This is a genomic window from Sorangium sp. So ce394 (assembly GCF_051474665.1).
GTDB lineage: Bacteria > Myxococcota_A > Polyangia > Polyangiales > Polyangiaceae > Sorangium > Sorangium cellulosum_D.
Genome location: NZ_CP150339.1, coordinates 13,459,469 through 13,482,179 on the forward strand (window position 1 = coordinate 13,459,469; position 22,711 = coordinate 13,482,179).

Below are 22,711 nucleotides of genomic sequence, written 5' to 3' on the forward strand. Positions count from 1 at the left end.
CGCGCGCCGCCGCGAGATCGAGGCGGCGGCGCCGCTCAGCTCCAGGTCACTCCGCCGGCGCGATCGTCAGCGTGAACGGCCCGACGTCGCCAGGTCCGTAGCTGTCGACGAAGATGTCGATCGGCGTGTCGGCGGTCACCGCCACCGTGATCGACTCGGGGAACTCGGCGTCGATCGGATCGTCCGCGCACGCGAGCTCGCTGTCCCGGTCAGCGCATTCGGTGCGCGCGTAGAGGACGATATCGGTGCCGACATCCGGCGTGGCGGTGATCGTCACATCGCCGCTCGCCGAAGGGGTGTACCGATACACGACCTCCCCACCGGCGCCCCCGCACGACCCCGTGAAGCCCTGCGTGCCGTCGGACGAGTCCCCCGTCACCTCCGGCTCCGTGAGCGCCACGGCGTCCGCGCACAGGACCTCCGCGTTCACCACGCACGTGTTCTTGCACGCGTCGTCGTCCACGGTATTGCCGTCGTCGCACTCCTCCGTGCCGACGATCTCTCCATCGCCGCAGATTTGCTCCACGAAGGTCACGTCGAGCTCGTACGAAGCGTCCGCCTCGCTCAGCGCCTCGATGTAGATGAAGTAGCTCTCGCCGGCCTCGACGGGGAGCTCCACGAGGGGGTCGCCCGGCGCGAACGCCTGGAGGCAGCCGAGCAGCGTGGCCGCATCATCGCAGCTGGTCCGGACGTACCAGTCGAACAGGCCCTCCGGATCGTCCGAGTACGCGCCGAACCGGACCACGCCCTTCGCCGGCGCGACGAACTGGAACACCTTCTCCTTGAGGCCCGAGCCGGCGGGGTACGTGCCGAAGATGTCCGAGCAGATGGCGCCGAACGCGTCGGAGCCGTCCTCCGTCGTGCCGGTGAACGTCCCTCCCTCGGACACGTCGGTCGCCCCCGTGCACGCGGCGGTGATGCGGTCGGAGCACGCCCGCTGCGCGGAACAGTCGAGCTCCTCGCAGTCCTGCAGGGCGTCGCCGTCGTCGTCTTTGCCGTTGTCGCAGGTCTCGCCCTCCGCGACGCAGAACCCGGAGTCGTCGTCGCAGGAGCCCTGGCACTGATCGTCGGCGTCGCAGCCGCCGACGCACATCTGCCAGCCTGCCCCGTCGATGTCGACGCAGGCCTGCGCCACGCCCCCGCAGTCGTCCGCCGATGCACAGGACTTGAGGCAGAGCGAGTAGCTGCCCTGGGGAAGACACTCGGAGCCCTCCTCGCAAGGCTGCAGCTTCTCGTCGCAGAGCGAAGAGCAGTAGCCGCCCGCCCAGCCGAACGACTCCTCGGTCAAGCAGAGCCCGCCGAGACACTCGTCGTTCGCCGTGCAGGCCTCGCCGTCCGCCTTCGCCTCCGGGGCGCCCTCGCCGTCGCCGCCCTGGCCGCCCTCGCCCTGGCCGCCGTCGCCGCCCTGGCCGCCGTCGCCGCCCTGGCCGCCATCACCGCCTTCGCCACCCGTGCCGGACGTGGTCCCTTGCGGGCTCGGGTCGTCGTCGCCGCAGGCGGCAAGCGATAGGCACATCGCTGCAACCGCTGACAGGGGAAGAGCAAGTCGCATCTTGTTTCTCCTTAGTAGGGGGTACAGCGCTCGTAGCACGGAATACGCCAGTACGTGCCACAACAGGAGAAAAACACAGCCAACGCTGTAATGTTTACGTCCTCGGTAAAATACGTTGATAAGAAAATGGTCCTTACAATCGTGCAACGCTGAGACCACGGCGTTTCACAATCGAAACCTGGCGGGGATGTCCGCGACGCACTGCCGCAATTTTCGGCCGGTTCTAGGGATCCTCCGGATGGCATGGTCAGTGCTTCATGGGAGGCCAGCGCCGCCGGCGCGGCCTTCGCCCCCCTGAGGCCCCGGCGGCGCTGTATTTTTGTCCGTTGCCATCCCGGCCGTCGCGTTCTGCCACGCCCGAGCGCCACGGCTCACGCCGCCCGGCGGGCCGGGACGGTGACGCAGGGCGCGCCCGGATCGGGCGCGGATCGCCGTCGCGTTGTATCGTCGGCCGCCCCATGGCGACGAAGACGAAGCACGCCTCTCCGGCGAAGAAGCTCCCGAAGCTTCCGGCGGAGAAGATCTCCTCTCCCCCGGATCAGAAGTTCGCGTGCCGCGACTGCCCAGCTCGCTGTTGCCGGCTGCCCTGGAACATCCGCTTCAGCAGCGACGAGGCCAAGCGCTACCTCGAGGAGCCGTGGGTGCGGGAGCGGGCCGGGGAGGAGGGGGCGCTCGTCATCGCGCGCGGCGTCCTGCCCATGCGGGAGAAGGACCGCCGGCTCCAGTGCGTCTTCCTCGACGACGACCTGCTCTGCAGCATGCAGAAGCAATTTGGCCACGAGTACATCCCCAGGTCGTGCCAGGCGTTCCCGTTCGGGTTCGTGCGCGACGAGAAGGACGTCGTCGTCGCGCAGCTGTCCCATCTCTGCCCGTCGATCCGCGACAACTACGGCGAGCCCGTGGACCGGCAGCTCAAGGACAAGCTCCAGCAGCGAGGCGACACCGAGCGGATGTCGAAGGCGCTCGCCACGCTGGGCGGCGTCATCCTCGCCCAGCCGCAGTACCTGCGCGCGGCGGCGCACTGGGACGCCGAGCTCGCGACCGACGCCTCGCCGGCGGCGACCCTGGCGCGGCTCTACGACTGGACGACCGCCTTCGAGCGCGCCCTCCCCCCGGGCGCCGAGCGCGCCGCGGACGTCTCCATCGACGCCGCCCTCGCGCTCGCCGGCGCCGAGGCGCCCGCGCCGCTCGAGCCCCGCAAAAAGCCCTCGTTCTACGCCCGGGTGCTGTTCGCCTATCTCCTCGGCAACCTCTGTTATCCGTCGCGGGTCCGGGAGGCCCACCGCGTCGGAAAGGCCTCGTGGACGGAGCTCCACGCGCTGCGCAGCTTCGGCAACAAGGCCGCCTGGATGCTCGGCCGCGGCACCGTCGATATGCTGTTCATCCCCAAGCCGTTCAAGCTCCAGCGGGTGAGGACGGTCGACCGCTTCCTCGCCGGGGACGAGGGGACCCTCGTCAAGGACTACCTGCGCCTCGTGCTCCAGCGCCGGCACATCTTCTCGGCGCCCCGGCACCTCCTGGCCGCGGTCCTCGACCTGTCGCTCGCCACCGTCATCATCTCTCGCTTCGCCCGCTGCCGCGCCGCGGCGGACGGCCGGGTCAAGGTCTCCCCGGAGGACGTGCGGGAGGGCATCAGCGTGGCCGAGCTCGTCCTCTTGAGCCACGCGGCCCTGTCGGAGCAGGGCAAGCTCATGAAGAACCTGCGCTGGCTCCTCCTCACGAAGCGCGAGAGCTTCCGGGCCCTCCTGGCGACCGAGGCGTAGCCCGGCGCGTCAGACGTGCGGTGGGGCTCGCCTAACCGCCGGTCCTGACTATCCTTCCGCGCCCACCGGGCCGGCAGGCCCATGGAGGCACGCGCAATGATCGTCATGAAGTTCGGCGGCAGCTCGGTCGAGAGCCGCGCGCAGATCGAGAAGGTCCTTCACATCGTCCGGGCCCGTCTGGACCGCCGCCCCGTCGTCGTGAGCTCCGCCCACAAGGGCATGACCGACGCGCTGATCAACGCCGCCAAGCTCGCCGCCACCGGGAAGTACGACCCCTCCATCCCGTTGAGCAAGCAGCGCGCCGTCGCCGAGGCGCTCGGCTGCGCGCCCGAGCTCCTCGCGCCCTTCTACGAGGAGATCGCGGATCTTCTGCGCGGCATCAGCCTCGTCAAGGAGCTCAGCCCGCGGAGCCTCGACTACATCGCGAGCTTCGGGGAGCGCATGGCCGTGCGCTGCATCGCGGACTTCTTCGCGCGGAGCGGCGTGCCGGCCCGCGCTTACGACGTCTGGGACCTCGGCTTCATCACCGACTCGAGCTTCGGCCGCGCGCGCCCGCTGCCCGGCTTCGACGCCCGCGTGAAGGCCATGTTCGCCGAGCGCGTCCCCGAGGGCGTCGTCCCGATCGTCACCGGCTTCGTCGGCCGCAACGAGGCCGGCGAGATCACGACCGTCGGCCGCAACGGGAGCGACCTCACGGCCACGCTGCTCGCCGCGGGCCTCGGCGCCGAGGAGGCGCAGATCTGGAGCGACACCGACGGCGTGATGACCGCCGACCCGAGCGTCGTGAAGACGGCCCGGAACATCCCCACGATGCGCTTCGACGAGGCCGCCGAGCTCGCGTTCTTCGGCTCCCGCGTCCTGCACCCCTCCACGCTCCTGCCCGCCATGGAGAAGGGTATCCCGGTGCGGGTGCTCAACACGAACCGGCCGGATCACCCCGGCACGGTCATCGACTTCAACACCGAGGCCGGGTCCCCGGCCGTGACCAGCATCGCGTACCGCGAGCGGCAGGTCGTGCTCAAGATCAGCTCGACCCGGATGTTCGGCGAGGTCGGCTTCCTCGCGCAGGTCCTCGCCGTGCTGGCCCGGCACGAGGTCGTGATCGACGTGATCACCACGTCCGAGGTGTCGATCTCGATGACCACCGACGACCTCGGGAAGCTCAGCCGCGCGCTGCCCGAGCTCGAGGGGTTCGGCGCCTGCGAGGTGCTGCCCAACCGGACGACGCTGGTCGTGGTCGGCAAGGGCCTGCCCAAGCAGAAGGGCGTCGCCGCGCAGGTGCTCGAGGCGATGGCCGAGGCCGGCGTCAACGTCGAGATGCTGAGCTACGCCATGGGCAGCATCAACCTGTCGATGGTCATCGAGGACGCGAGCGTCGCGGCCGCGGTCGCGGTGCTGCACCGCTCCCTCTTCGAGAAGGCGCGGTGACGGCTCACCACGGCCGGCCGCCGGCCGCGTGACACCGGCCGCCGGCCGCGTGACACCGGCCGCCGGCCGCGTGACACCGGCCGCCGGCCGCGTGACAGGACGTTGACAGGCGTGACGCGACGCGCGCGCCGCAGTAGGCGTAGCCCTCGGCCGGACCCGGCGTCCGGCCTCGGGGAGACCATGACAGCGGCACACCAGGGCGGCAGCGCGGCGTCCATCCCTCGCCAGAGCACGAGCGACATCCTGCGGCGGATCGAGGCCGCGCGCGCCGCACTCGGTCCGGGCGCCGCCCTCGCGTTCGACGCGGACGGCACCCTCTGGGAGGGCGACGTCGGCTTCGACCTGTTCGAGGCGTTCCTCGCCGGCCGCTGCGCGCGGCGCGAGGCCGAGGCGGCGCTGCGGCGCGAGGCCGAGGCGTTCGGCGTCGCCGCGGAGGGCGGCGCGCACGAGATCGCGAGCGCGCTCTACGCGGCGTTCGCCGCCGAGCGCTACCCGGAGGACCGGGCCTTCGCGATGATGGCCTGGGCCTTCGCCGGGTGGCGCGAGGACGAGCTCGCCGCCCTGATCGACCGCGTGCTCAAGGAGAAGGGCCACGGGGGGCGGATCCGGCCGGCGCTGCTGCCGATCCTCGACTGGGCGCGGTCGCGCGGCGTCGCGGTCTACGTCGTCTCCGCCTCCCCGCGCGCCGTGATCGAGCGCGCGGTCCGTCGGCTCGGCATCGCCCCTGAGCGGATCGCGGCGATGACCCCGGCCGTCCGCGAGGGCCGGCTCGCCGCGGAGCTCGCCGCGCCCCCGACCTACGGCGACGGCAAGACCCGCGCGCTCGAGCGCCTGTTCCCCGAGCTCGCCGTGCTTGCGGCGTTCGGCGACAGCGCGTACGACGCCGCCCTGCTGAGGACGGCCCGGGTGCCCGTCGCGGTCGCGCCGAGCCCGAAGCTGCTCGCGGTCGCGGGCTCGATCCCGGGGCTCGTCCTGCTCGACACCTGAGCTGCCGCCATGGCCAACCTCTCGCTCCGCGGCCTCCTCCGACGCTTCCCGGGCGCCGAGCGCCCCGCCCTCGCCGGCCTGGACCTCGAGGTCGAGGACGGCGAGCTGCTCGTCCTCGTCGGGCCCTCCGGCTGCGGCAAATCCACGGCGCTCCGGCTGATCGCGGGCCTCGACAGCCCCGACGGCGGCACGGTCTCGATCGGCGGGCGCGACGTCAGCCGCGTCGCGCCCGAGGACCGCGACGTCGCCATGGTCTTCCAGGGCTACGCCCTGTACCCGCACATGACCGCGCGCGACATCATGGGCTTCCCGCTCCGGATGCGCGGGGTCGCGAAGGCGGAGCGGGCGCGCCGCGTCGAGGAGGCGGCGGCGCTGCTCGGCATCGGCCACCTGCTCGATCGCCGCCCCGGCGAGCTGTCGGGCGGCGAGCGTCAGCGCGTGGCCATGGGCCGCGCGATCGTGCGCGCGCCCGCGGCGTTCCTCTTCGACGAGCCGCTCTCGAACCTCGACGCCGCGCTGCGCGCCGAGCTCCGGGTCGAGCTCGCGGCGCTCGTGCGCCGGCTGGGGACGACGTCGGTCTACGTGACCCACGACCAGATCGAGGCCATGACCATGGGCGACCGCATCGCCGTGCTGCGCGCCGGCGAGCTCCAGCAGGTCGGCCCGCCGCGCGCCATCTACGAGGCGCCGGCGAACACCTTCGTGGCCGGCTTCCTGGGCACGCCGGCGATCAACCTGGTCCCGCTCGAGCGCGATGGCGATCGGTACGCGAGCGCGGCGCTCTCGCTGCCCGCCCCGCCGGGGGTGGCGCTCCCGGACCGGGTCATCGCGGGCGTGCGGCCCGAGCACCTGCGCGTCGCGCCGGGGGCGCAGGGCGACGCGGCGGCGTGGGGCGACGCCGGGGCCGCGGGCGACGGGGCGCGGGGCGAGGTGGAGGTCGAGGCGCGCGTCGTGGTCGCCGAGCCGCTCGGCGCCGAGACGTTCCTGTACCTCGAGGCCGGCGGCGCGCGGCTGCGCGCGCGGGCGCACGGCTTCGCGACGCCCGCGCCGGGGGAGGCGGTGCGCGCGCGGCTCGACCCGGGCGCCGTGCTCTGGTTCGACGCGGGCTCCGGCGCGCGGATCGCCCCGCCGGGGGGCGCGTCATGAGCGGAGCGGTCCGCGCCGTGGGCGGGGAGGCCGCGCCGTGAGCGGGCGCGCGCGCGGCGCCGCGCGGTCCGGGTCCAGCGCCGCCGTCTCGCGGCGCGACGCGCTCCGGGCGCTCGCCGCGTCGCTCGCCGCGGCCGCGGCCGGCGCCGCCGTCGCGTCCGAGGCGGTCGACTGCGCACGGCGCACGCCGGACGGGCGCATCGGGGCCTCGCTGTGGTTCGCCTACGGCGGCAAGAACCGCGAGGTGCTCCTGTCGCTCGTCGACAAGTTCTACCGCTCGCAGGGCATCTACCGCATCGACGCGGTGTACCAGGGCGACTACTTCGAGGCGCTCGCCAAGCTGCGGACCGCGCTCGCGGCGCGCGCGGCGCCCGCGCTGACGCACGTGGTCGGCGAGGTGGTGCCGTACCTGGCCGAGGCGGGCGTCCTCGAGCCGCTCGATCGGTTCATCCGCGCGCCCCCTCCCGGGCACGGCGACATCGACGTGGTCGAGGCGCTCGGCCAGGCGGGGACGTTCGTCGGCGGGGGCGAGCGCCCGCTCGTGTGCCTGCCGTTCAACCGGTCGACGCCGATCGCCTACTACAACCGGAATGTGTTCCGCGAGCTCGGGCTGTCGCCGCCGTCGACCTGGGACGAGCTCCGCGCGACGGCCGCGCGGCTCGTCGTGCGCGACGGCGCGAGCACGCGGCGGTGGGGCTTCGAGTGCCCGGTGGACTGGTGGTTCTGGGCGGCGCTCGTCGGGCAGGCCGGCGGCGACGTCGTGGCCCCGGACGGTACGCCCACGCTCGGCGGCGACGCGGGCGTGCGCGCGCTCCGGTTCTGGCAGACGCTCGTGCACGAGGACCGCACGATGAAGCCGCCGCCGGGGCGTGATTACAACGCCTGGCAGGTGGTGAACACCGACTTCCTGTCCGGCCGGGTCGCGATGATCTGGACCTCGACCGCGTTCCTCCGGTACCTGGAGGACAACGCGAGCCAGGCGGGCGCGGGGAGGTTCGAGGTGGGCGCGGCCCCGCTGCCGCGCGACGTGCGCGCCTCGGTGCCCACGGGCGGGACGATGTTCGTGATGCCGCGGGGCGCGGCGCCGTCGGCGCAGGAGGCGGCGTTCGCGTTCCTGCGCTGGATGATGCAGCCGGAGCAGGCGAACTCGTTCGCGACGCGGACGGGCTACATCCCCGTCTCGCGGCGCGGCCTCAAGGACCTCACGCGGGACGGCTACTACGCCGCGCACCCGAACGATCGCGTCGCCCTGGACCAGCTCGCGCACGCCGCGCCCTGGCCCTGGTCGCCGGACCTGTTCCGTATCCAGCGCGAGGTGGTGCAGCCTCGGCTCGAAGAGGCGGTGCTCGTCCCGCGCGACGCCGCCGAGACCCTCTCCGAGGCCGTCCGCGCGGCGCGCGAGCGATGAAGCCCAAGCACCCCCTCTCGCCGTACCTGCTCCTCCTGCCGACCGCGGCCTTCCTGGCCGTGTTCTTCCTGGTCCCGCTCCTGCTCGCGGCGAAGAACAGCTTCTACGCGTGGGATCTGCTCACGCCGCCGCGGTACGTCGGGCTGCGGAACTACGAGGTCCTCGCCGAGAGCGGCGAGCTCGCCGGCACGCTGCTCCGCACGCTCGGCTACAGCGCCGTCGTGGTGACGCTCTCCGGCTCCCTCGGGCTCGCGCTGGCCGTGGCGCTCGATCGGCCGGGGCCGGTCTACGCCTTCGTGCGGGGCGCGGTGTTCAGCGCCTATGTCGTGTCGTGGGTCGCGGTGGCGCTCCTCTGGATGTGGATCCTCGACGCCGAGGGCATCTTCTCGGCGGCGCTCCGCGGGCTCGGCCTCCCGGCGATGAGCTGGCTCGGCGATCCCCGGTCGGCGCTGCTCGCGCTGGCCGCGGTGAGCGTCTGGAAGATCACGGGGTATGCGATGGTCATCTTCCTGGCGGGCCTGCAGGACATCCCCCGCGCGCTGCACGAGGCGGCGGCGCTCGACGGCGCCGGCCCGTGGCGGCGGTTCCGCCACGTGACGTGGCCGCTGCTCCGCCCGAGCGCCGCGTTCGTGGCGACGACGAGCCTCATCCTCTCCTTCCAGGCGTTCGACGTGATCCGCGTGATGACGCAGGGCGGTCCGGTCAAATCGACGACCCTCTTCGTCTATGCCATCTACGAGCACGTCTTCGTGAACCTGCGGGTCGGCCGGGCGAGCGCGATGATCGTGGTCTTCTTCGGGTTTTTGCTCCTCTTGACGGTCCTGCAGCTCTGGGCGCTCCGCGCGGGCGTGCCGCGCGCGGGGAGGCGGCCGTCGTGACGGCGGGGCGCGGCGGCGGCGCGGGCGCGGGGCTCTTCAGCGCGCGCGCGCGCCGGCTCGTCTCGGATCTCGTGCTCCTCGCGGTGGCCGTCGTGTGGCTCGGGCCGTACGTGTGGATGACGATCACCTCGCTGAAGACCCTGCCCGAGATCACCCGCGCTCCCGCGTACCCGTTGCCGCAGGCGATCCAGCTCGGCGCGTACCGCGAGGTGCTCCAGGCGGTGCCGGTGATGCGGTATTTCGCCAACACCGTGTTCATGGCGACGGCCATCGCGCTCTTGCAGATCGCCCTGGCGCTCCCGGCCGGCTATGCCCTCGCGAAGCTCAGGTTCGTCGGGCGGGGCGCCGCGTTCGTCCTCGTGCTCTCGTGCCTGCTCATCCCGGCGCAGGTGACGTTCGTGCCGGTCTTCACGATGCTCGGGGCGGCCGGCCTCGTGAACACGTTCGCGGCGCTGATCCTCCCCTTCGGGGTCAGCGCGCTCGGGACGTTCCTCGTGCGCCAGGCGCTGCTCTCGGTGCCTGACGAGATCATCGAGGCGGCCAGGATGGATGGGGCGGGCGAGCTCAGGATCGTCTACCTGATCCTCGGCCCGATGCTCCGGCCGACGCTCTCGGCGCTGTTCCTGTTCAGCTTCGTCTTTCACTACAACGATTACTTCTGGCCGCTCGTCATGACGACGGACGATCGGGTGCGCACGTTGCCGCTCGCGATCGCCCTCCTGCGGGAGCAGGGGACGGGGGTCCGCTGGCACCTCGTGATGGCCGGCAACGTGATCCTGAGCCTGCCCGTGCTCCTCGTGTTCGCGGCGGCGCAGCGGCAGCTCCTGCGCGCGGTGACGGCGCGGGTCTGAGCGGGTCGGGGCGCGCGGACCGGGCCTGCGCTCGAGGCAGCCGGGCCGCTGGAAGCGCGGTTTGGCCGGCCGGCGTGTGCACCGGCGTGGCAGTGAGCGCGGGCGCGATCGCGCCCGCCAGCCACGTTGGTGCGGCGGCCGTGCGCCTCGCCGGGCTGGCGATCGCCGCGAATCGCGGCGGGCCGGGGCGCCGGATGGAGGGGAGAGCGCTGCGCGGTTTGTTCTCGTCCGGGCGCCCTCGTTTCTGGCCCGGTCGTCGCACCGGCTCGCGGCGGCAAGCGCAGCGCCGGCCCGGCGCCGCGGAAGGAGATCCACGATGACGACGACCGAACCCATGATGCAGAAGGAAGAGGGCAAGATCACCACGAAGATCGAGGAGCGGACTGGCAGGGTTCCGTCCGGCGCCTATCTCGGGCTGGCGATCGGCTCGATGCTGATCTCGGCCGGCTGCATGCTGGCCGGCAAGAAGCAGATCGCGAACTTCGTCGGCCAGTGGGTGCCTTCGCTGCTGGTGATCGGCCTGTACAACAAGATGGTCAAGATCGAGCACGAGATGGGGTTCGGCGGCGCCTACCGCTGACGGCGGCCTGCCGCGGATGATGGACGGCGGCGAGCTCGCCCCTCGAGCTCGTCGTCGGCGACGTGCCCGAGCTCGGGCCAGGGGGAAGCGAGTGCCGTCACGCTCCTGGCCGGATGACGACGGGTCGCCCCACCGAGGACGACGGGCTCTGGCCGGATGACGACGGGTCGCCCCACCGAGGACGACGGGCTCTGGCCGGATGACGACGGGTCGCCCCGCCGATGACGATGGGCTCCGGCCGGATGCCGATGGGCTCCGGCCGGATGACGACGGGTCGCCCCGCCGATGACGATGGGCTCCGGCCGGATGCCGATGGGCTCCGGCCGGATGACGACGGGTCGCCCCGCCGATGACGATGGGCTCCGGCCGGATGACGACGGCTCGCCCCACCGATGCCGATGGGCTCCGGCCGGATGCCGATGGGCTCTGGCCCCGGCGCGGCGGCGAGCAGCCCTCGCCGCCGCGGTCGCCGCCCCCGTTCTCTAGGCCCGGTCTCCGACGCGCAGGAGCCGGTCCGAGATGACGAACCCGAACGGGACGACGGACAGCGCAACCACACTGAGCACGGCCCGGCTGGACAGAGAGCGCTCGAGCGCCGCCCGGAAGGCGGCGGAGAGCATCGCCAGGAAGAGCACGCCGTGCACGCTCCCGGCGATGCGCACCGCGACGGGGTAGCCGAGCGCGTATTTGAGGGGCATCGCCACGAGCAGCAATATCAGGAGAGACGCTCCCTCGATAATGCTCGCGATCCGGAGGGCCCGGCGCTCGTTCATGGCCGCACCTGCGGCCAGGTCGGCTTGACCACCATCAGCACGACGACGCAGACCACGGGCAGCGCGGACCAAAGAAACGCGGAGAGGTCCCTTCGTTCACGACTGACGCAGTAGACCAGCACGGCATTGGCGACGAGCGACAGGAGCAGCGCGCCTGCCACCCAGAGCTCGAACAGCGGCCAGCCGTTCAGGACCAGGAGCGCGTATCCAGACAGCCACGTCGCCAGCAGGCTGGGCGACGCGACGCGGTGCACGGCGCGCCTCCTCGCGGCGGGATCGTCGCACAGGAAAGCGCCAGCGGCGCCGCCGGCGTACCCCATGACGCTCAGGAACTTGAGCACGAGAATGCATCGATACGCGATCATCGGTACGCCTCCTGCCGGAGGTCTCTGCTCCAGTGTTCAAGCATCGTAAGCAGCTCGGGGTCCAGCATCTCCGTGGCACGCGGCGGCGTCCGGGGCTGACGTCCGGGACTCCATGCGGCTGCCAGTCTGGAGGACGGGCGCCCTCTGCGCGAGCGGCAAAAACGACAATGATCGCCAGGATCTGGCCAGCGTCGCGCACTGGGAAGGTGAGATCGCCGCCGCATTGCGAGGTCGTGGGGCCACCGCGTCGAGGGGTGATGGGCCCAGGCGGAGACGATGCAGCGGCGAGCCGGCAGGGATCGCCGTCGTCGCGGCCGCTGCGGTTGTCGGAAAAAGAGGAGCGCGCCATGATGGCGCCATGCATCGGGTGGTGATCGTCGCGCTGGACGGGGTGGTCGCCTTCGATCTCTCGACGCCGATCGAGGTGTTCGAGCGCGTACGCCTCGCGAGCGGGCGCCCGGGGTATCAGGTGCAGGTCTGCGGCGTGAAGCGCGACATCGACGCCGGGCGCTTCCGGATGCGGGTCCGGCGGGGGCTGTCGGCCCTACGCAAGGCCGACACGGTCATCCTTCCAGGCATCGCGGACATCGCTCGGCAGGTCCCGGAGCCTCTGATCCGCGCCGTCCGACGAGCGGCCAAGGAGGGAGCGCGCGTCGCTTCGATCTGCAGCGGCGCGTTCCTGCTCGCCGCGACGGGGCTGCTCGACGGCAAGCGGGCCACCACGCACTGGCTCGCCGCCGGGGAGCTCGCGAGGCGCTTTCCGCAGGTATCGGTGGACCCCAGCGTCCTCTATGTCGACGAGGGTAATGTGCTGACGTCGGCCGGGGCGGCCGCCGCGCTCGACCTGTGCCTGCACATCGTGCGGCGCGACTACGGGGCAGCCGTGGCCGCCACGGCGGCGCGCCTGTCCGTCATGCCGCTGGAGCGCGACGGCGGGCAAGCGCAGTTCATCGAGCAGGCGCCCGCTCCGACGGAGCATGTCTCGTTGAGCCGAGTGCTAGAGTGGCTGGAAGAGCACCTGCATGACGACCTCTCCCTCGGCGACATCGCGCGGCGAGCAGCGATGAGCGTCCGCTCTCTGAGCCGCCACTTCAAGGAGCAGACGGGCACGACCCCGCTCCAGTGGCTGCTCAAGGCGCGCGTCCGCCGGGCGCAGGCGCTGCTGGAGACGACGCCCCTCTCCATCGAGCGGGTCGCGTCCAGCGCCGGGTTCGGCTCGGTCGCGGCGTTCCGGCAGCACTTCCATCGGGTGGCCGGGACCAGCCCGCAAGCCTACCGCCGCGCGTTCCAGAGCCGGCCCCGGCGCGCCAGCTGATCTCGACCGCGCCGGATTGCTCCCGGCAGGGGAGCTCGCAGCCCTCGCGGCCGCGGGCGATCCCGCCCTCCTCGTCCCCCTTCTCCATGCTGCTCGTGCGCGCTGGCGCCTCGCAGGCGCCCGCGTTGCGCCTCACCGTCGAGCGAGCCGGCCATCGTCGAGCAGCACCCAAGGGGCAGAAGCCGAGTACGCCTCGGTCCCGGCGATGGGCAGGCGCGGCGCATCCGTGAGCTCGTCGAGCCCCTCGTGTCGGAGTCGCTCTCCGCGCTCGGTGAGGCGATACACCGTCGAGAGCAGCGGGTAGCCAGCGTTGGGCGGCTTGGGGCCAGGAGCGCGCTCCACAGCGGCGCTCACGTCGTGCTTTGCCCATTGTGCGAGACGGTCTCCCAAAAACAGGTCTCCGGTACAGGACATCAGATCTCTCAAGTCCAGCCCAAGCTGCGATTTGTTGCAGATCACCTTCACCGGAGTCTGCCACTCCTCTACGGACAGAATGGTCAGGAGGAGGTCGTCGTACCGGCTGAGGCGCAGGGCACCTCCGGCGGTCTTCCGTGGAAAGAAGCACGAGAGGAGCGCCCACAGCGAAGCGAGCTCTGGAAAGCCTTCGACACCAGAGATGCAGCTTTCGACGAACGGCAAGGGGTTCTCATCGGCGTAGCTCTCCCAGAGCCGAACGGCACGTTCGTAACGTTCCACCGGCCAGGGGCGCGCCTTGCCGAGGCGGTCCAGAAGAACCTCGTCGGGGTGGTGGGCTACCGATCCGGTGCAGTCGAAAGGCGGGATCCTCGGTGGCTCGGGAAACCTTTTCATCGTACCGTGGACACGCTCGAACTCGACGATGAAGACATCATTGCTCCGGATTCCCAGGCTTCGCAAGTGGCTGCAGGCTCTCCAGAGATTCACTCGATCGTCGAGGCTCTCCGTCGTCCACAAGACAACGGGCGGCTCCCAGCGTAGATTGGGTGAATAGAGCTGATCCCATTTTTCTCCATCATCGTCTCTGTCCGAGCATTCTTCGCATGAAGAAGACCAATCCTCACGCGTCCGGACATGCTCTGCGGCGCCCGGGCGACAAGGTCCGATGATAAGATGCTCGTGCGCACGTACGATGTTGGTCGCCCCGAGCTGCACCAGGCGCTCCGCGGCTGGCGTGTCGAAGGTGACGTGCGTCGCATCCAAAAGTGTCACGGGGGGCGTCATGCTCATTTGAATCCGCACTGAAAGCAGAGTTCATAGGTGCAGGGCTTGTCTTGCTGACATTCGTCGCGGCAAATCTCGCAGTAGGTATAGCCATGACTGTTTCTGCGCGTACAACGTCCGCCAATGTCTTGGCATTCTCGTACATGTCGGTACAGTCGTGGACTGGCGTGCATCCCGCCATCGCAAGTGATGCGTTGCCTACTGCTTCCTCGCCTCCGTCGCCATCGCCTTCGTCGTTATTCGGGTAATCTCCCGCCCCTACGGATTCTGTCGGGTATCCAGCACCCACGCCTCCGGACTGTGTTGTGTCGCATGTATAAGCAGGCAATTCGCACGCCGACGCGAGCACCATCGCGAGCCCGCCGCATGGCATGATCGCGCTCACCTTCGCTGTCGCTCGGTGTCGCATGCCTTCCTCCCCCTTTCCGGATGCGCACCGATCTCCCGGAGGACGAGCGGCGTCAACAGGCGGTCTAGCTCGCGTTCCGTCCCTGCGGTCCGCGCACCCTGTCTCTCGCGCACCAGCCCCCATAGCTTCGTCTCCGGGGTCGATTGCCGGCGCCTCTACCAGAGAGAGCCGCCGCTCCTCACCGCCGCCGCCTGCCCGGTCGTGAGACCAGGTCGGTATCTCCGCTACCTCACAGACCGGGTACCACGGGGTAGAGGCGCCAGGGCGACGCGAAGGAGCGCCGGGGCACTCCCGAGGCTCCTCCCGCGGCGCGCTCCTCTCCGCCCACGGCGAAGGACGATCCCGCGCGCAGCCCCGCCGTTGGCCCGCGCTGCCCGCGGCCCAGCGCGCGCCCCCCTTCGCACCCCCACCCCGTCTGAGAACGCTCCTTCCTGCTCCGGCTCCCGCACCGGCCTCCCACGCCGCTCGGCGCGCGCCGCGCCCGGCGATAACCGCCGTCCAAATCTCGACATCTCCCTGGAATCCTTCTTGCTGAGCTCGCGCGCGCGGTGAACGGAGGACCTCATGCGTCAGCGACTTTCTCGTTCTCTTGTCCTGGTAGGGCTCTTCTCCACGAGCGTTTTCTCGTCGCTCCTCGCGGCCTGCGGGCCAGAGGACCCCATGCCGACGCCCGGCTTCGGCCTCGACGGCTCTGATCAGCAGATCATGGTGACGGAGGTCCCGCCGCCGGCCATCAGCGGCGGAACGCTGCTCATCGCCGCCGACGGACGCACGGCGGTCGCGGCGGACCCCGACCGCGATCGCGTCTGGATCGTGGATCTCGACGGCGGCGAGCCGGCGTCGGTCGCGCTCGCGCGCGGGGACGAGCCCGGGCGCCTCGTCGAAGACGCGAACGGCCGGGTCCACGTGGCGCTCCGGCGCGCCGGCGCCGTGGCGACCCTCGACATCGCGTCGCGATCGATCGTCGAGCGCCGGGAGGTCTGCCGCGCGCCCCGCGGGGTCGCCTTCGACGCACCGCGCGACGCCATCCACGTCGCCTGCGCCGGCGGCGAGCTCGTGACGCTCCCCGCCGCCGGCGGCCCCGCCGTCCGGAAGATCCGACCCGCCCCCGACCTGCGCGACGTCGTGGTCGAGGGCGACCGGCTGCTCGTCAGCCGCTTCAAGTCCGCCGAGACCCTCGTCGTGGGCCCCGAGGGCGAGGTGCTCTCGCGCCGCGCGCTCCCCGCATTCCGCTCCAGCGGGTTCAGCACCTCGGATTACGCACCTTCCGTGGCCTGGCGCATGGTGCCGCGCGCCGAGGGCGGCGCGCTGATGGTGCATCAGCGTGCGATGGCGTCGCAGGTCACCCTCAGCCCGGGCGGCTATTACCAGGCAGGCGATTGCGATGGGAACATCGTGCACGGCGCGATCAGCCGGATCGACCCGGCGGATACTCCCGACACGGCGGCCTCCCCGCCGCCCGCGGCCGCGATCCCGAGCGTCTCGCTGCCGGTCGACATCGCGGTATCGCCCGACGGCGCGCGCGTGGCCGTGGTCGGGGCCGGCAACGACGTGGTCGTGACCGCGGCCACCGGTAACCTGACGCGCGACTCCGTGTCCTCCAACTGCAACCCCGAGGTCACCTCGCAGCCGGCGGGCGGGCAGCCGGTCGCCGTGGCGTTCACCGCCCGAGGCGCCGTCGTCGTGCAGCTGCGCGAGCCGGCCGCCCTGGTCGTGCTCGACGGGCCCATCATCGCGCTTCCGGGCGAGAGCGCCAGAGACACCGGCCACGACATGTTCCATCGCCCGCCGAACGGCTTCAGCGCCGTCGCGTGCGCGTCGTGCCACCCCGAGGGGCACGAGGACGGACACACGTGGAACTTCGACCCCGTGGGCCTGCGCCGGACGCAGACCGTGGGCGGCGGCATCCTGCAGACGGCGCCCCTCCACTGGAGCGGCGATATGCCGGATCTCTCCGACCTGATGGGAGAGGTGTTCGTCTCCCGCATGGGCGGCCCCAAGCCCGGCCCCCGGCGGCTCGACCTAATGGCCCGCTATATCGACAGCCTGCCCGCCTTCCCGGCGTCGCCGCCCGAGGACGAGGCCGCGGTCACGCGCGGCGCGGCGCTCTTCCACGACAAGAAGGTGGCCTGCGCCGACTGCCACAGTGGCCCGATGCTCACCAACAACCGGAACGAGGAGGTCGGGACCGGTGAGCTCTTGCAGGTGCCCTCGCTCATCGGCATCTCCGGGCGCGCGCCGTTCATGCACGACGGCTGCGCGGCGACGCTCCGCGATCGCTTCGATCCCGCCTGCGGCGGCCGCGATCACGGCGACGTCTCCGGTCTGACCTCCGCGCAGCTCGACGATCTCGTCGCCTACCTCGAGTCCCTCTGAGCCCTCGCCCCGCCGCGCTCCCCGCGCGACGCGATTGAGGCGTTCCTCATCACCCGGGGCCGATTGCCACGATCGCGCCCCGCCGCCGTCCGGCCGGCGCGGCGCTGGATCCACAATAGACGGGAAATCCGGACCTGCGTCAGGGGACGTCGCGGCGCTCGCGGACGGCACAGCGGTTGCTCCTCGATCGACGCAGACACCGCGGTTCGATGGATGCGGGCCACAGGCACGGTCTTGTCTTCTTCTCACGACAGGGCGCGCCGGGCTTCCAGCGGAGAAGCGGACCCGCGCGGCGGCGCGAGCTCGCCAAGGAGGACACCATGCCGAGAGGCGACAAGTCGAGCTACACGGACAAGCAGAAGCGACAGGCCGAGCACATCGAGGAAGGATACGAGAAGCGCGGCTTATCGGAGGGCGAGGCCGAGCGGCGGGCCTGGGCGACCGTCAACAAGATGACCGGCGGAGGGAAGAAGTCGGGCTCGGGGGTGGGCAAACCGGTGAACAAGGAGCCGGCGAAGAAGGGGGGCCGCAAGGGCGGCGCCGCCTCGAAGGCGCGGCCGGCCTCGGCGCGGAGCGCGGCGGCGAAGAAGGCGGCCGCGACCCGCAAGCGGAACGCCGCGGCCGGCGCCGGCCAGGGAGGGGCCGCGAAGAAGACGGCGCCGAAGCGCGCGGGGTCGAGCGCGCGCAAGAGCGCGGGGTCGAGCGCGCGCAAGAGCGCGGGGTCGAGCGCGCGCAAGAGCGCGGGGTCGAGCGCGCGCAAGAGCACGGGGTCGAGCGCGCGCAAGAGCACGGGGTCGAGCGCGCGCAAGAGCGCGGGGTCGAGCGCGCGCAAGAGCAGCGCATCGCGCAAGACGACCTCGCGGCGGACCGGGACAGGAGCACGGCGCGCCGCGAGCGGATCCTGACCTCGGCGCGAGGAGGGGAGAGGGGACGACCATGCACGAACTTCAGGGCAACGGGGCGCCGGACGGCGAGGGCCGCGCGGCGAGGGACGAGTCCGGGCCGCAGGAAGAGAGCCCGAAGGGGCGCGCGTTCCTCGCGAACCTCGCGCGGGAGCTGTTCCAGACGGAGCACTCGGCGAAGGCGCACCCGTTGGTAGAGGCGGAGCGCCTCGGCGATGTGCCGCCGGCGCACGCCATGCGGGCGGTCTCGGCTCACGCGGAGGCCGTGCTGTCGGAGCTCCCGTCGCTTCTCGCCGAGCGCGGGTTGCCCGTCAGCGCCGGCGGGAGCGCGGTGGGCCACATCTTCTCGGCGCTGCGCGATCACCTCGCCGATCACCTGCTGAACGCCGAGAAGTCCTACCGCGGCACGCTCCTCGGGATGCGCCACGGCATCGACCTCGTCGAGCTGATCCAGTACGTCGCCACGGCGGAGGGCGACACGCACCTCGCGGCGTGGTGCGCGCGCTGGCTCTCGGCGCGCAGACCCCTCGTCGAGGCGGCCGCCGGCGAGCTCGCGTGGTTCGCGGCGCGCCCGGCGCGCGCCACCCGCGCGGCGAAGGACAGTGTCGTCGCCCACCTCCTCCAGGGCCTCGTCAACGGCGCCGAGCTCGCGGCGCAGCGGCTCCGTCGCCTCGCCGCGCTCGCCGGTTGACGCCCGACGGCCGCGCGCCGACACAGCCCGGCGCAGGGCGAGCCGGCGCGCATCGTCGAGGAGGAGAGGCAGCGTGGAGCAGGGGATTGCGACGTGGGGCACGCCGTTCGAGCTCCTGAAGAGCCACGGGCCCCACGTCGCGAGCGCGTTGCTCATCGCGATCGTCGGCTGGCCGGCGCCCCGGCGCACGGCGCGGGTGCTGTCTTTGCACACGCGTTTGCACACGAGCGCTACGCTCGGGCGAGGACAGCCCCAGGTTCCACGAGGTCCATGGAGAACACGCATTTGAAGAGCGGCAGTGGGGAGCACGCCGAGCCGGTCTCGCGTCCGGGCGAGGGCGCGACGGCAGAGCCCGCGGCGGCGCCGCGCGGCGCAGCGAGGGCGGCGCCGCTCGACCACGAGCGCCACGCGCTGCACGAGCCGTCCGCGGACTGCGCGCTGATCGACGCCTTCTTCCAGGCGACGACCGCCGGGCTCGGCGTGATCGACCGCGAGCTCCGCGTGGTGCGGCTCAACCAGGCGCTGGCGGACATCAACGGGATCCCCCTCGAGGCGCACCTCGGCAGGACCGTCCCCGAGCTGCTCCCGGAGATGAGCGACGCGATCGTCGCCCACCTCCGGCGCGTCCTTCTGACCGGGGTGGCCTTCACCGCCGAGGTGACGGGGCGGACGCGGGCCTCGGACCTGCCGCGCTCCTGGCTGGTCAATTACGCGCCCGTGCGGGCGAAGGACGAGGGCGTCATCGGCGTGGGGGTCGTCGTGCTCGACATCACCGAGCGCAAGCGGACCGAGGACCGGCTCCAGGAGGAGGGGGAGACGCTGGAGGTGCTCAACCTCACGGGCAAGCAGCTCGCGGCCGAGCTCGATCTGGAGAAGCTCGTGCAGGCGGTGACGGACGCGGCCACGCGGCTGAGCGGCGCGCAGTTCGGCGCGTTCTTCTACAACGTCACGAACGCCGAGGGGAAGAGCTACATGCTCTACACGATCTCGGGCGTGCCGCGAGAGCACTTCTCCTCGTTCCCGATGCCGCGCAACACGGACGTGTTCGCGCCCACCTTCAACGGAGAGGGCGTGGTGCGCCTCGACGACGTCACGCAGGACCGGCGCTACGGGAACAACGCTCCTTACCACGGCATGCCGAAAGGCCATCTGCCGGTGGTCAGCTACCTGGCCGTGCCGGTGGTCTCTCGGTCCGGGAGCGTCATCGGCGGGCTGTTCTTCGGGCACCCGGCGCGGGGCGTCTTCACCGAGCGGGCGGAGAAGCTGGTGGTCGGCCTCGCGGCTCAGGCCGCCATCGCGATGGACAACGCGCACCTGTTCCGGCGGGCGCAGCAGCTCATCCAGGCCCTCGAGCAGAGCAACAAGGAGCTCGATCGCTTCGCCTACGTGGCGAGCCACGATCTGAAGGCGCCGCTCCGCGCCATCGCGAACCTGTCGCAGTGGATCGAGGACGACCTCATGGACAAGGCGTCGCCGGAGACGCGCCAGCACATGGTTTTGCTCCGCTCGCGCGTGGTCCGGCTCGAGGCGCTCATCGAGGGCATCCTGCGCTACTCGCGCGCTGGACGCGTGCGCGACAAGCCCGAGAGCGTGGAGGTCCGGAAGCTCCTCGACGACGTGCTCGCGCTGCTCACGGTCCCCGAGGGCGCGTCGATCGAGATCGCGGCGGGCATGCCGACGCTCCTCGCGGAGCGGGTTCCGCTCGAGCAGGTGTTTCTGAACCTGATCGGCAATGCGTTGAAGTATGCCGATCGCCCCGACCCGCGCGTCGAGGTGCGGGGGCGGGAGGTGGGCGAGCTCTGGGAGTTCTCGGTGAAGGACAACGGGCCCGGGATCGCCCCGCAGTACCACCAGAAGGTCTGGGAGATCTTCCAGACCCTGAATCCGCGCGACAACGTCGAGGGGACGGGCATCGGGCTCTCGATCGTCCAGAAGATCGTGCTCAGCAAGGGAGGCCGGGCGTGGGTCGAGTCAGAGAAGGGCGCCGGCGCCACGTTCTTCTTCACCTGGCCGCGGAGCGAGCCGGACGTCGGGGGCGGCGTGCGCTGAGCAGGGTCCGCCACGGCGCGCCGCCGCGCGGGCCGCGGAGGCGAGCGTGGCGATCCGCCACGCTCCGCGCCGGGTGAGGCACGCCGCTGGCGGCGCGGCCCGCCGGAGGCGCCGGCGCGACGCGAGCGCGAGGGGCCGGCGGTCGGGCGCGCGGATTGCTTCACCAGGAGGAGCGCTCTGCGCGATCCGTTTCATCGAGGAGCGGTGAGCGCGAGCCCTGGCCTCTTGCTGGAAGCTCGACGGTAATGCATCGATCCGTGGCAGTCCTGTTGAATTGCTCTTCCCGATCGAACCGCGCGGCGGAGCAGCGCGCGCGGCTCGGGGAGCTCCTGAAGGAGACCGGCTTTGACGCAGATCTGCTGTGCGCCGAGAAGACCCGGCACATGGGGGAGCTCGCCCGCTACGCGGCGCGGGAGCCCTACGATCTCGTCGTGGCGGCTGGCGGCGATGGCACGGTGAACACGGTCGCCGCGGCGGTCGCCGGCACGGACAAGACGCTGGGGGTGCTGCCGCTCGGGACGGTGAACCATTTCGCCAAGTACCTCGGTGTTCCGCTGACCCTCGAGGGGGCCGTGCGCACGCTGGTCGAGGGGCGGCGCGCCCGGGTCGATGTGGGCGAGGTCAACGGGCGTGTGTTCGTGAACAACTCGACCCTGGGCATCTATCCCGGCATCGTGCGCGACCGCGAGGCGCTCCGGAGGCGAAGCGGGCTCAACAAGTGGGTCGCCCTCGCGCTGGCGACCGTCTCGGGCATCCGGCGGCACGAGCGCGTCCGACTCCGTCTCTTCCTGGACGGGCAGGAGCTCCAGCTGGACACGCCGTTCGTGTTCGTCGCGAACAACGATTTCAAGCTCGGCGACGTCGACCTCGCCCGGCAGCGGCCGCCGGGCTCGGGCGAGCTCGGGGTGTGCGTCGCGCACGCGGAGAGCCGGCTCTCCAGCGTCCGGCTCATCGCCAGCGCCCTCGCCGGCCGCATCCAGGAGGCGAGCGATTTCAGTATTTTGCGCACGACGGAGCTGCGGGTGGAGGCGCCGGGGCGCCGCCGCCTCCACGTGGCCGCGGACGGCGAGGTCCTGAAGATGAAGCCGCCGCTCTGCTATCGCACGCGGCCTGAGGCGCTTCGCGTCATCGTGCCCCTGTCGTCCCAGATCAGCGCGGGCTCACGACGGCGGGAGGGCTCGACGGCTCACGTCGCCGCGCTGGGAGGATGATTCATCATGCGCACGCTCGTGCACCTGTCGGATCTGCACTTCGGCCGCGTCGACAAGGCCATCCTCCGCCCGTTGATTGACAGGATCTGGCGGATCGAGCCGAGCGTCGTCGTGATCTCGGGCGACTTGACCCAGAGGGCGCAGAGCGCCGAGTTCGCCGAGGCGCGCGCCTTCCTCGACGCGCTGCCCGCGCCGCAGATCGTGGTGCCCGGCAACCACGATGTCCCGCTCTACAACGTGTTCGACCGGTTCCTTCGCCCGCTGGACAAGTACCGGCGCCACATCACGGACGACCTCTCGCCGTTCCACCTCGACGCGGAGCTCGCCGTGCTCGGCATCAACACCGCGCGATCGCTGACCATCAAGGACGGGCGCATCAACGCGCGGCAGATCGAGGGGATCAAGGCGAGGATGTGCGAGCTCGGGCCCGAGATCACGAAGATCGTGGTCACCCATCATCCGTTCGATCTGCCCGAGAACTCGCCGCACGGGATCGTGGGGCGCGCGCGGCAGGCGATGGCGGCGATCGCGGCCTGCGGGGTCGACATCATCCTGTCGGGGCACCTGCACCTCAGCCACACGGGGCACTCCGCGGAGCGGTTCGAGGCCGGCGGGCACTCGTCGCTCATCATCCAGGCCGGCACGGCGACGTCGACGCGCGGGCGCGGGGAGCAGAACGCGTTCAACGTGATCCGGATCAGCGGGCACAAGATCGATATCGAGCGGAACTTCTGGGAGCCGGAGAGCGGTATTTTCAGGATCGCCGGCGCGGAGCATTTCGAGGAGACGGCGCGGGGGTGGGTGCGGGCGGCGTAGCCCGAGGCGTG

General features: G+C 71.5%; 19 protein-coding genes. 15 read left to right on the plus strand and 4 right to left on the minus strand.

Annotated features, from left to right (window positions below; genetic code table 11):
• Positions 1-46: 46 nt before the first annotated feature.
• Positions 47-1,516, minus strand: a complete 1,470-nt coding sequence (locus WMF33_RS49735; RefSeq protein ID WP_437335136.1) for a DUF4215 domain-containing protein — start codon at positions 1,514-1,516, stop codon at positions 47-49.
• A gap of 494 nt (positions 1,517-2,010) precedes the next feature.
• Between WMF33_RS49735 and WMF33_RS49740 the strand changes: the two genes are divergently transcribed.
• The 8 genes from WMF33_RS49740 (at position 2,011) to WMF33_RS49775 (ending at position 10,593) form a co-directional block, all read left to right on the plus strand.
• Positions 2,011-3,315 carry a YkgJ family cysteine cluster protein gene (locus tag WMF33_RS49740; protein ID WP_437335137.1) on the plus strand — a complete coding sequence of 435 codons (1,305 nt, stop codon included), beginning with the start codon at positions 2,011-2,013 and terminating at the stop codon, positions 3,313-3,315.
• 96 nt (positions 3,316-3,411) lie between these two features.
• Positions 3,412-4,743, plus strand: a complete 1,332-nt coding sequence (locus WMF33_RS49745; protein WP_437335138.1) for an aspartate kinase — start codon at positions 3,412-3,414, stop codon at positions 4,741-4,743.
• Between the two features lie 180 nt (positions 4,744-4,923).
• Entirely contained in the window at positions 4,924-5,730 is an 807-nt protein-coding gene (locus WMF33_RS49750; RefSeq protein ID WP_437335139.1) for an HAD family hydrolase, read from the plus strand.
• Positions 5,731-5,739: 9 nt separating this feature from the next.
• Positions 5,740-6,876, plus strand: a complete 1,137-nt coding sequence (locus WMF33_RS49755; RefSeq protein WP_437335140.1) for an ABC transporter ATP-binding protein — start codon at positions 5,740-5,742, stop codon at positions 6,874-6,876.
• Between the two features lie 37 nt (positions 6,877-6,913).
• Complete coding sequence (locus WMF33_RS49760) at positions 6,914-8,284, plus strand: ABC transporter substrate-binding protein (RefSeq protein WP_437335141.1); 1,371 nt, start codon at positions 6,914-6,916, stop codon at positions 8,282-8,284.
• Positions 8,281-9,162 carry a carbohydrate ABC transporter permease gene (locus WMF33_RS49765; protein ID WP_437335142.1) on the plus strand — a complete coding sequence of 294 codons (882 nt, stop codon included), beginning with the start codon at positions 8,281-8,283 and terminating at the stop codon, positions 9,160-9,162. The genes WMF33_RS49760 and WMF33_RS49765 overlap by 4 nt, the downstream gene beginning before the upstream one ends.
• Positions 9,159-10,013 carry a carbohydrate ABC transporter permease gene (locus WMF33_RS49770; RefSeq protein WP_061621687.1) on the plus strand — a complete coding sequence of 285 codons (855 nt, stop codon included), beginning with the start codon at positions 9,159-9,161 and terminating at the stop codon, positions 10,011-10,013. Before WMF33_RS49765 ends, WMF33_RS49770 begins: the two co-directional genes overlap by 4 nt.
• 316 nt (positions 10,014-10,329) lie before the next feature.
• Complete coding sequence (locus WMF33_RS49775) at positions 10,330-10,593, plus strand: hypothetical protein (protein ID WP_020742286.1); 264 nt, start codon at positions 10,330-10,332, stop codon at positions 10,591-10,593.
• A gap of 482 nt (positions 10,594-11,075) precedes the next feature.
• On the opposite strand, the gene WMF33_RS49780 is transcribed toward WMF33_RS49775, so the two are convergent.
• Entirely contained in the window at positions 11,076-11,366 is a 291-nt protein-coding gene (locus tag WMF33_RS49780; RefSeq protein WP_437335143.1) for a DUF3817 domain-containing protein, read from the minus strand.
• On the minus strand, positions 11,363-11,731 hold the full coding sequence (locus WMF33_RS49785; RefSeq protein WP_437335144.1) for a hypothetical protein: 369 nt from the start codon (positions 11,729-11,731) through the stop codon (positions 11,363-11,365). Before WMF33_RS49785 ends, WMF33_RS49780 begins: the two co-directional genes overlap by 4 nt.
• A gap of 112 nt (positions 11,732-11,843) precedes the next feature.
• On the opposite strand from WMF33_RS49785, the gene WMF33_RS49790 reads away from it, so the two are divergent.
• Positions 11,844-13,046 (plus strand): GlxA family transcriptional regulator, encoded by a 1,203-nt coding sequence (locus WMF33_RS49790; RefSeq protein WP_437335145.1) that lies wholly within the window; start codon positions 11,844-11,846, stop codon positions 13,044-13,046.
• Positions 13,047-13,178: 132 nt separating this feature from the next.
• Here the strand turns inward: WMF33_RS49790 and WMF33_RS49795 are convergent, their stop codons facing one another.
• Positions 13,179-14,234, minus strand: coding sequence for a hypothetical protein (locus WMF33_RS49795; protein ID WP_437335146.1), 1,056 nt, complete (start codon positions 14,232-14,234; stop codon positions 13,179-13,181).
• Between the two features lie 1,081 nt (positions 14,235-15,315).
• Between WMF33_RS49795 and WMF33_RS49800 the strand changes: the two genes are divergently transcribed.
• The 6 genes from WMF33_RS49800 (at position 15,316) to WMF33_RS49825 (ending at position 22,700) form a co-directional block, all read left to right on the plus strand.
• The gene (locus WMF33_RS49800; RefSeq protein ID WP_437335147.1) at positions 15,316-17,031 is read left to right on the plus strand and encodes a cytochrome-c peroxidase; all 1,716 of its coding nucleotides are present in this window, start codon (positions 15,316-15,318) and stop codon (positions 17,029-17,031) included.
• Between the two features lie 320 nt (positions 17,032-17,351).
• Entirely contained in the window at positions 17,352-17,936 is a 585-nt protein-coding gene (locus WMF33_RS49805; protein WP_437335148.1) for a hypothetical protein, read from the plus strand.
• Positions 17,937-17,967: 31 nt separating this feature from the next.
• Positions 17,968-18,624: a hypothetical protein gene (locus WMF33_RS49810; RefSeq protein WP_437335149.1), complete on the plus strand. Its 657-nt coding sequence runs from the start codon at positions 17,968-17,970 to the stop codon at positions 18,622-18,624.
• A 270-nt stretch (positions 18,625-18,894) separates the two neighbouring features.
• Entirely contained in the window at positions 18,895-20,673 is a 1,779-nt protein-coding gene (locus WMF33_RS49815) for a sensor histidine kinase (protein ID WP_437335150.1), read from the plus strand.
• A gap of 257 nt (positions 20,674-20,930) precedes the next feature.
• Positions 20,931-21,884 (plus strand): diacylglycerol/lipid kinase family protein, encoded by a 954-nt coding sequence (locus WMF33_RS49820; protein ID WP_437335151.1) that lies wholly within the window; start codon positions 20,931-20,933, stop codon positions 21,882-21,884.
• 6 nt (positions 21,885-21,890) lie between these two features.
• Entirely contained in the window at positions 21,891-22,700 is an 810-nt protein-coding gene (locus WMF33_RS49825) for a metallophosphoesterase family protein (protein ID WP_437335152.1), read from the plus strand.
• The last annotated feature ends 11 nt before the right edge of the window (positions 22,701-22,711 follow it).

Coding starts and splice junctions, on each gene's coding strand:
- WMF33_RS49735 (WP_437335136.1), bottom strand. CDS start 1,516: ATGTGCCTATCGCTTGCCGCCTGCGGCGACGACGACCCGAGCCCGCAA.
- WMF33_RS49740 (WP_437335137.1), top strand. CDS start 2,011: ATGGCGACGAAGACGAAGCACGCCTCTCCGGCGAAGAAGCTCCCGAAG.
- WMF33_RS49745 (WP_437335138.1), top strand. CDS start 3,412: ATGATCGTCATGAAGTTCGGCGGCAGCTCGGTCGAGAGCCGCGCGCAG.
- WMF33_RS49750 (WP_437335139.1), top strand. CDS start 4,924: ATGACAGCGGCACACCAGGGCGGCAGCGCGGCGTCCATCCCTCGCCAG.
- WMF33_RS49755 (WP_437335140.1), top strand. CDS start 5,740: ATGGCCAACCTCTCGCTCCGCGGCCTCCTCCGACGCTTCCCGGGCGCC.
- WMF33_RS49765 (WP_437335142.1), top strand. CDS start 8,281: ATGAAGCCCAAGCACCCCCTCTCGCCGTACCTGCTCCTCCTGCCGACC.
- WMF33_RS49775 (WP_020742286.1), top strand. CDS start 10,330: ATGACGACGACCGAACCCATGATGCAGAAGGAAGAGGGCAAGATCACC.
- WMF33_RS49780 (WP_437335143.1), bottom strand. CDS start 11,366: ATGAACGAGCGCCGGGCCCTCCGGATCGCGAGCATTATCGAGGGAGCG.
- WMF33_RS49785 (WP_437335144.1), bottom strand. CDS start 11,731: ATGATCGCGTATCGATGCATTCTCGTGCTCAAGTTCCTGAGCGTCATG.
- WMF33_RS49790 (WP_437335145.1), top strand. CDS start 11,844: ATGCGGCTGCCAGTCTGGAGGACGGGCGCCCTCTGCGCGAGCGGCAAA.
- WMF33_RS49800 (WP_437335147.1), top strand. CDS start 15,316: ATGCCGACGCCCGGCTTCGGCCTCGACGGCTCTGATCAGCAGATCATG.
- WMF33_RS49805 (WP_437335148.1), top strand. CDS start 17,352: ATGCCGAGAGGCGACAAGTCGAGCTACACGGACAAGCAGAAGCGACAG.
- WMF33_RS49810 (WP_437335149.1), top strand. CDS start 17,968: ATGCACGAACTTCAGGGCAACGGGGCGCCGGACGGCGAGGGCCGCGCG.
- WMF33_RS49815 (WP_437335150.1), top strand. CDS start 18,895: ATGGAGAACACGCATTTGAAGAGCGGCAGTGGGGAGCACGCCGAGCCG.
- WMF33_RS49825 (WP_437335152.1), top strand. CDS start 21,891: ATGCGCACGCTCGTGCACCTGTCGGATCTGCACTTCGGCCGCGTCGAC.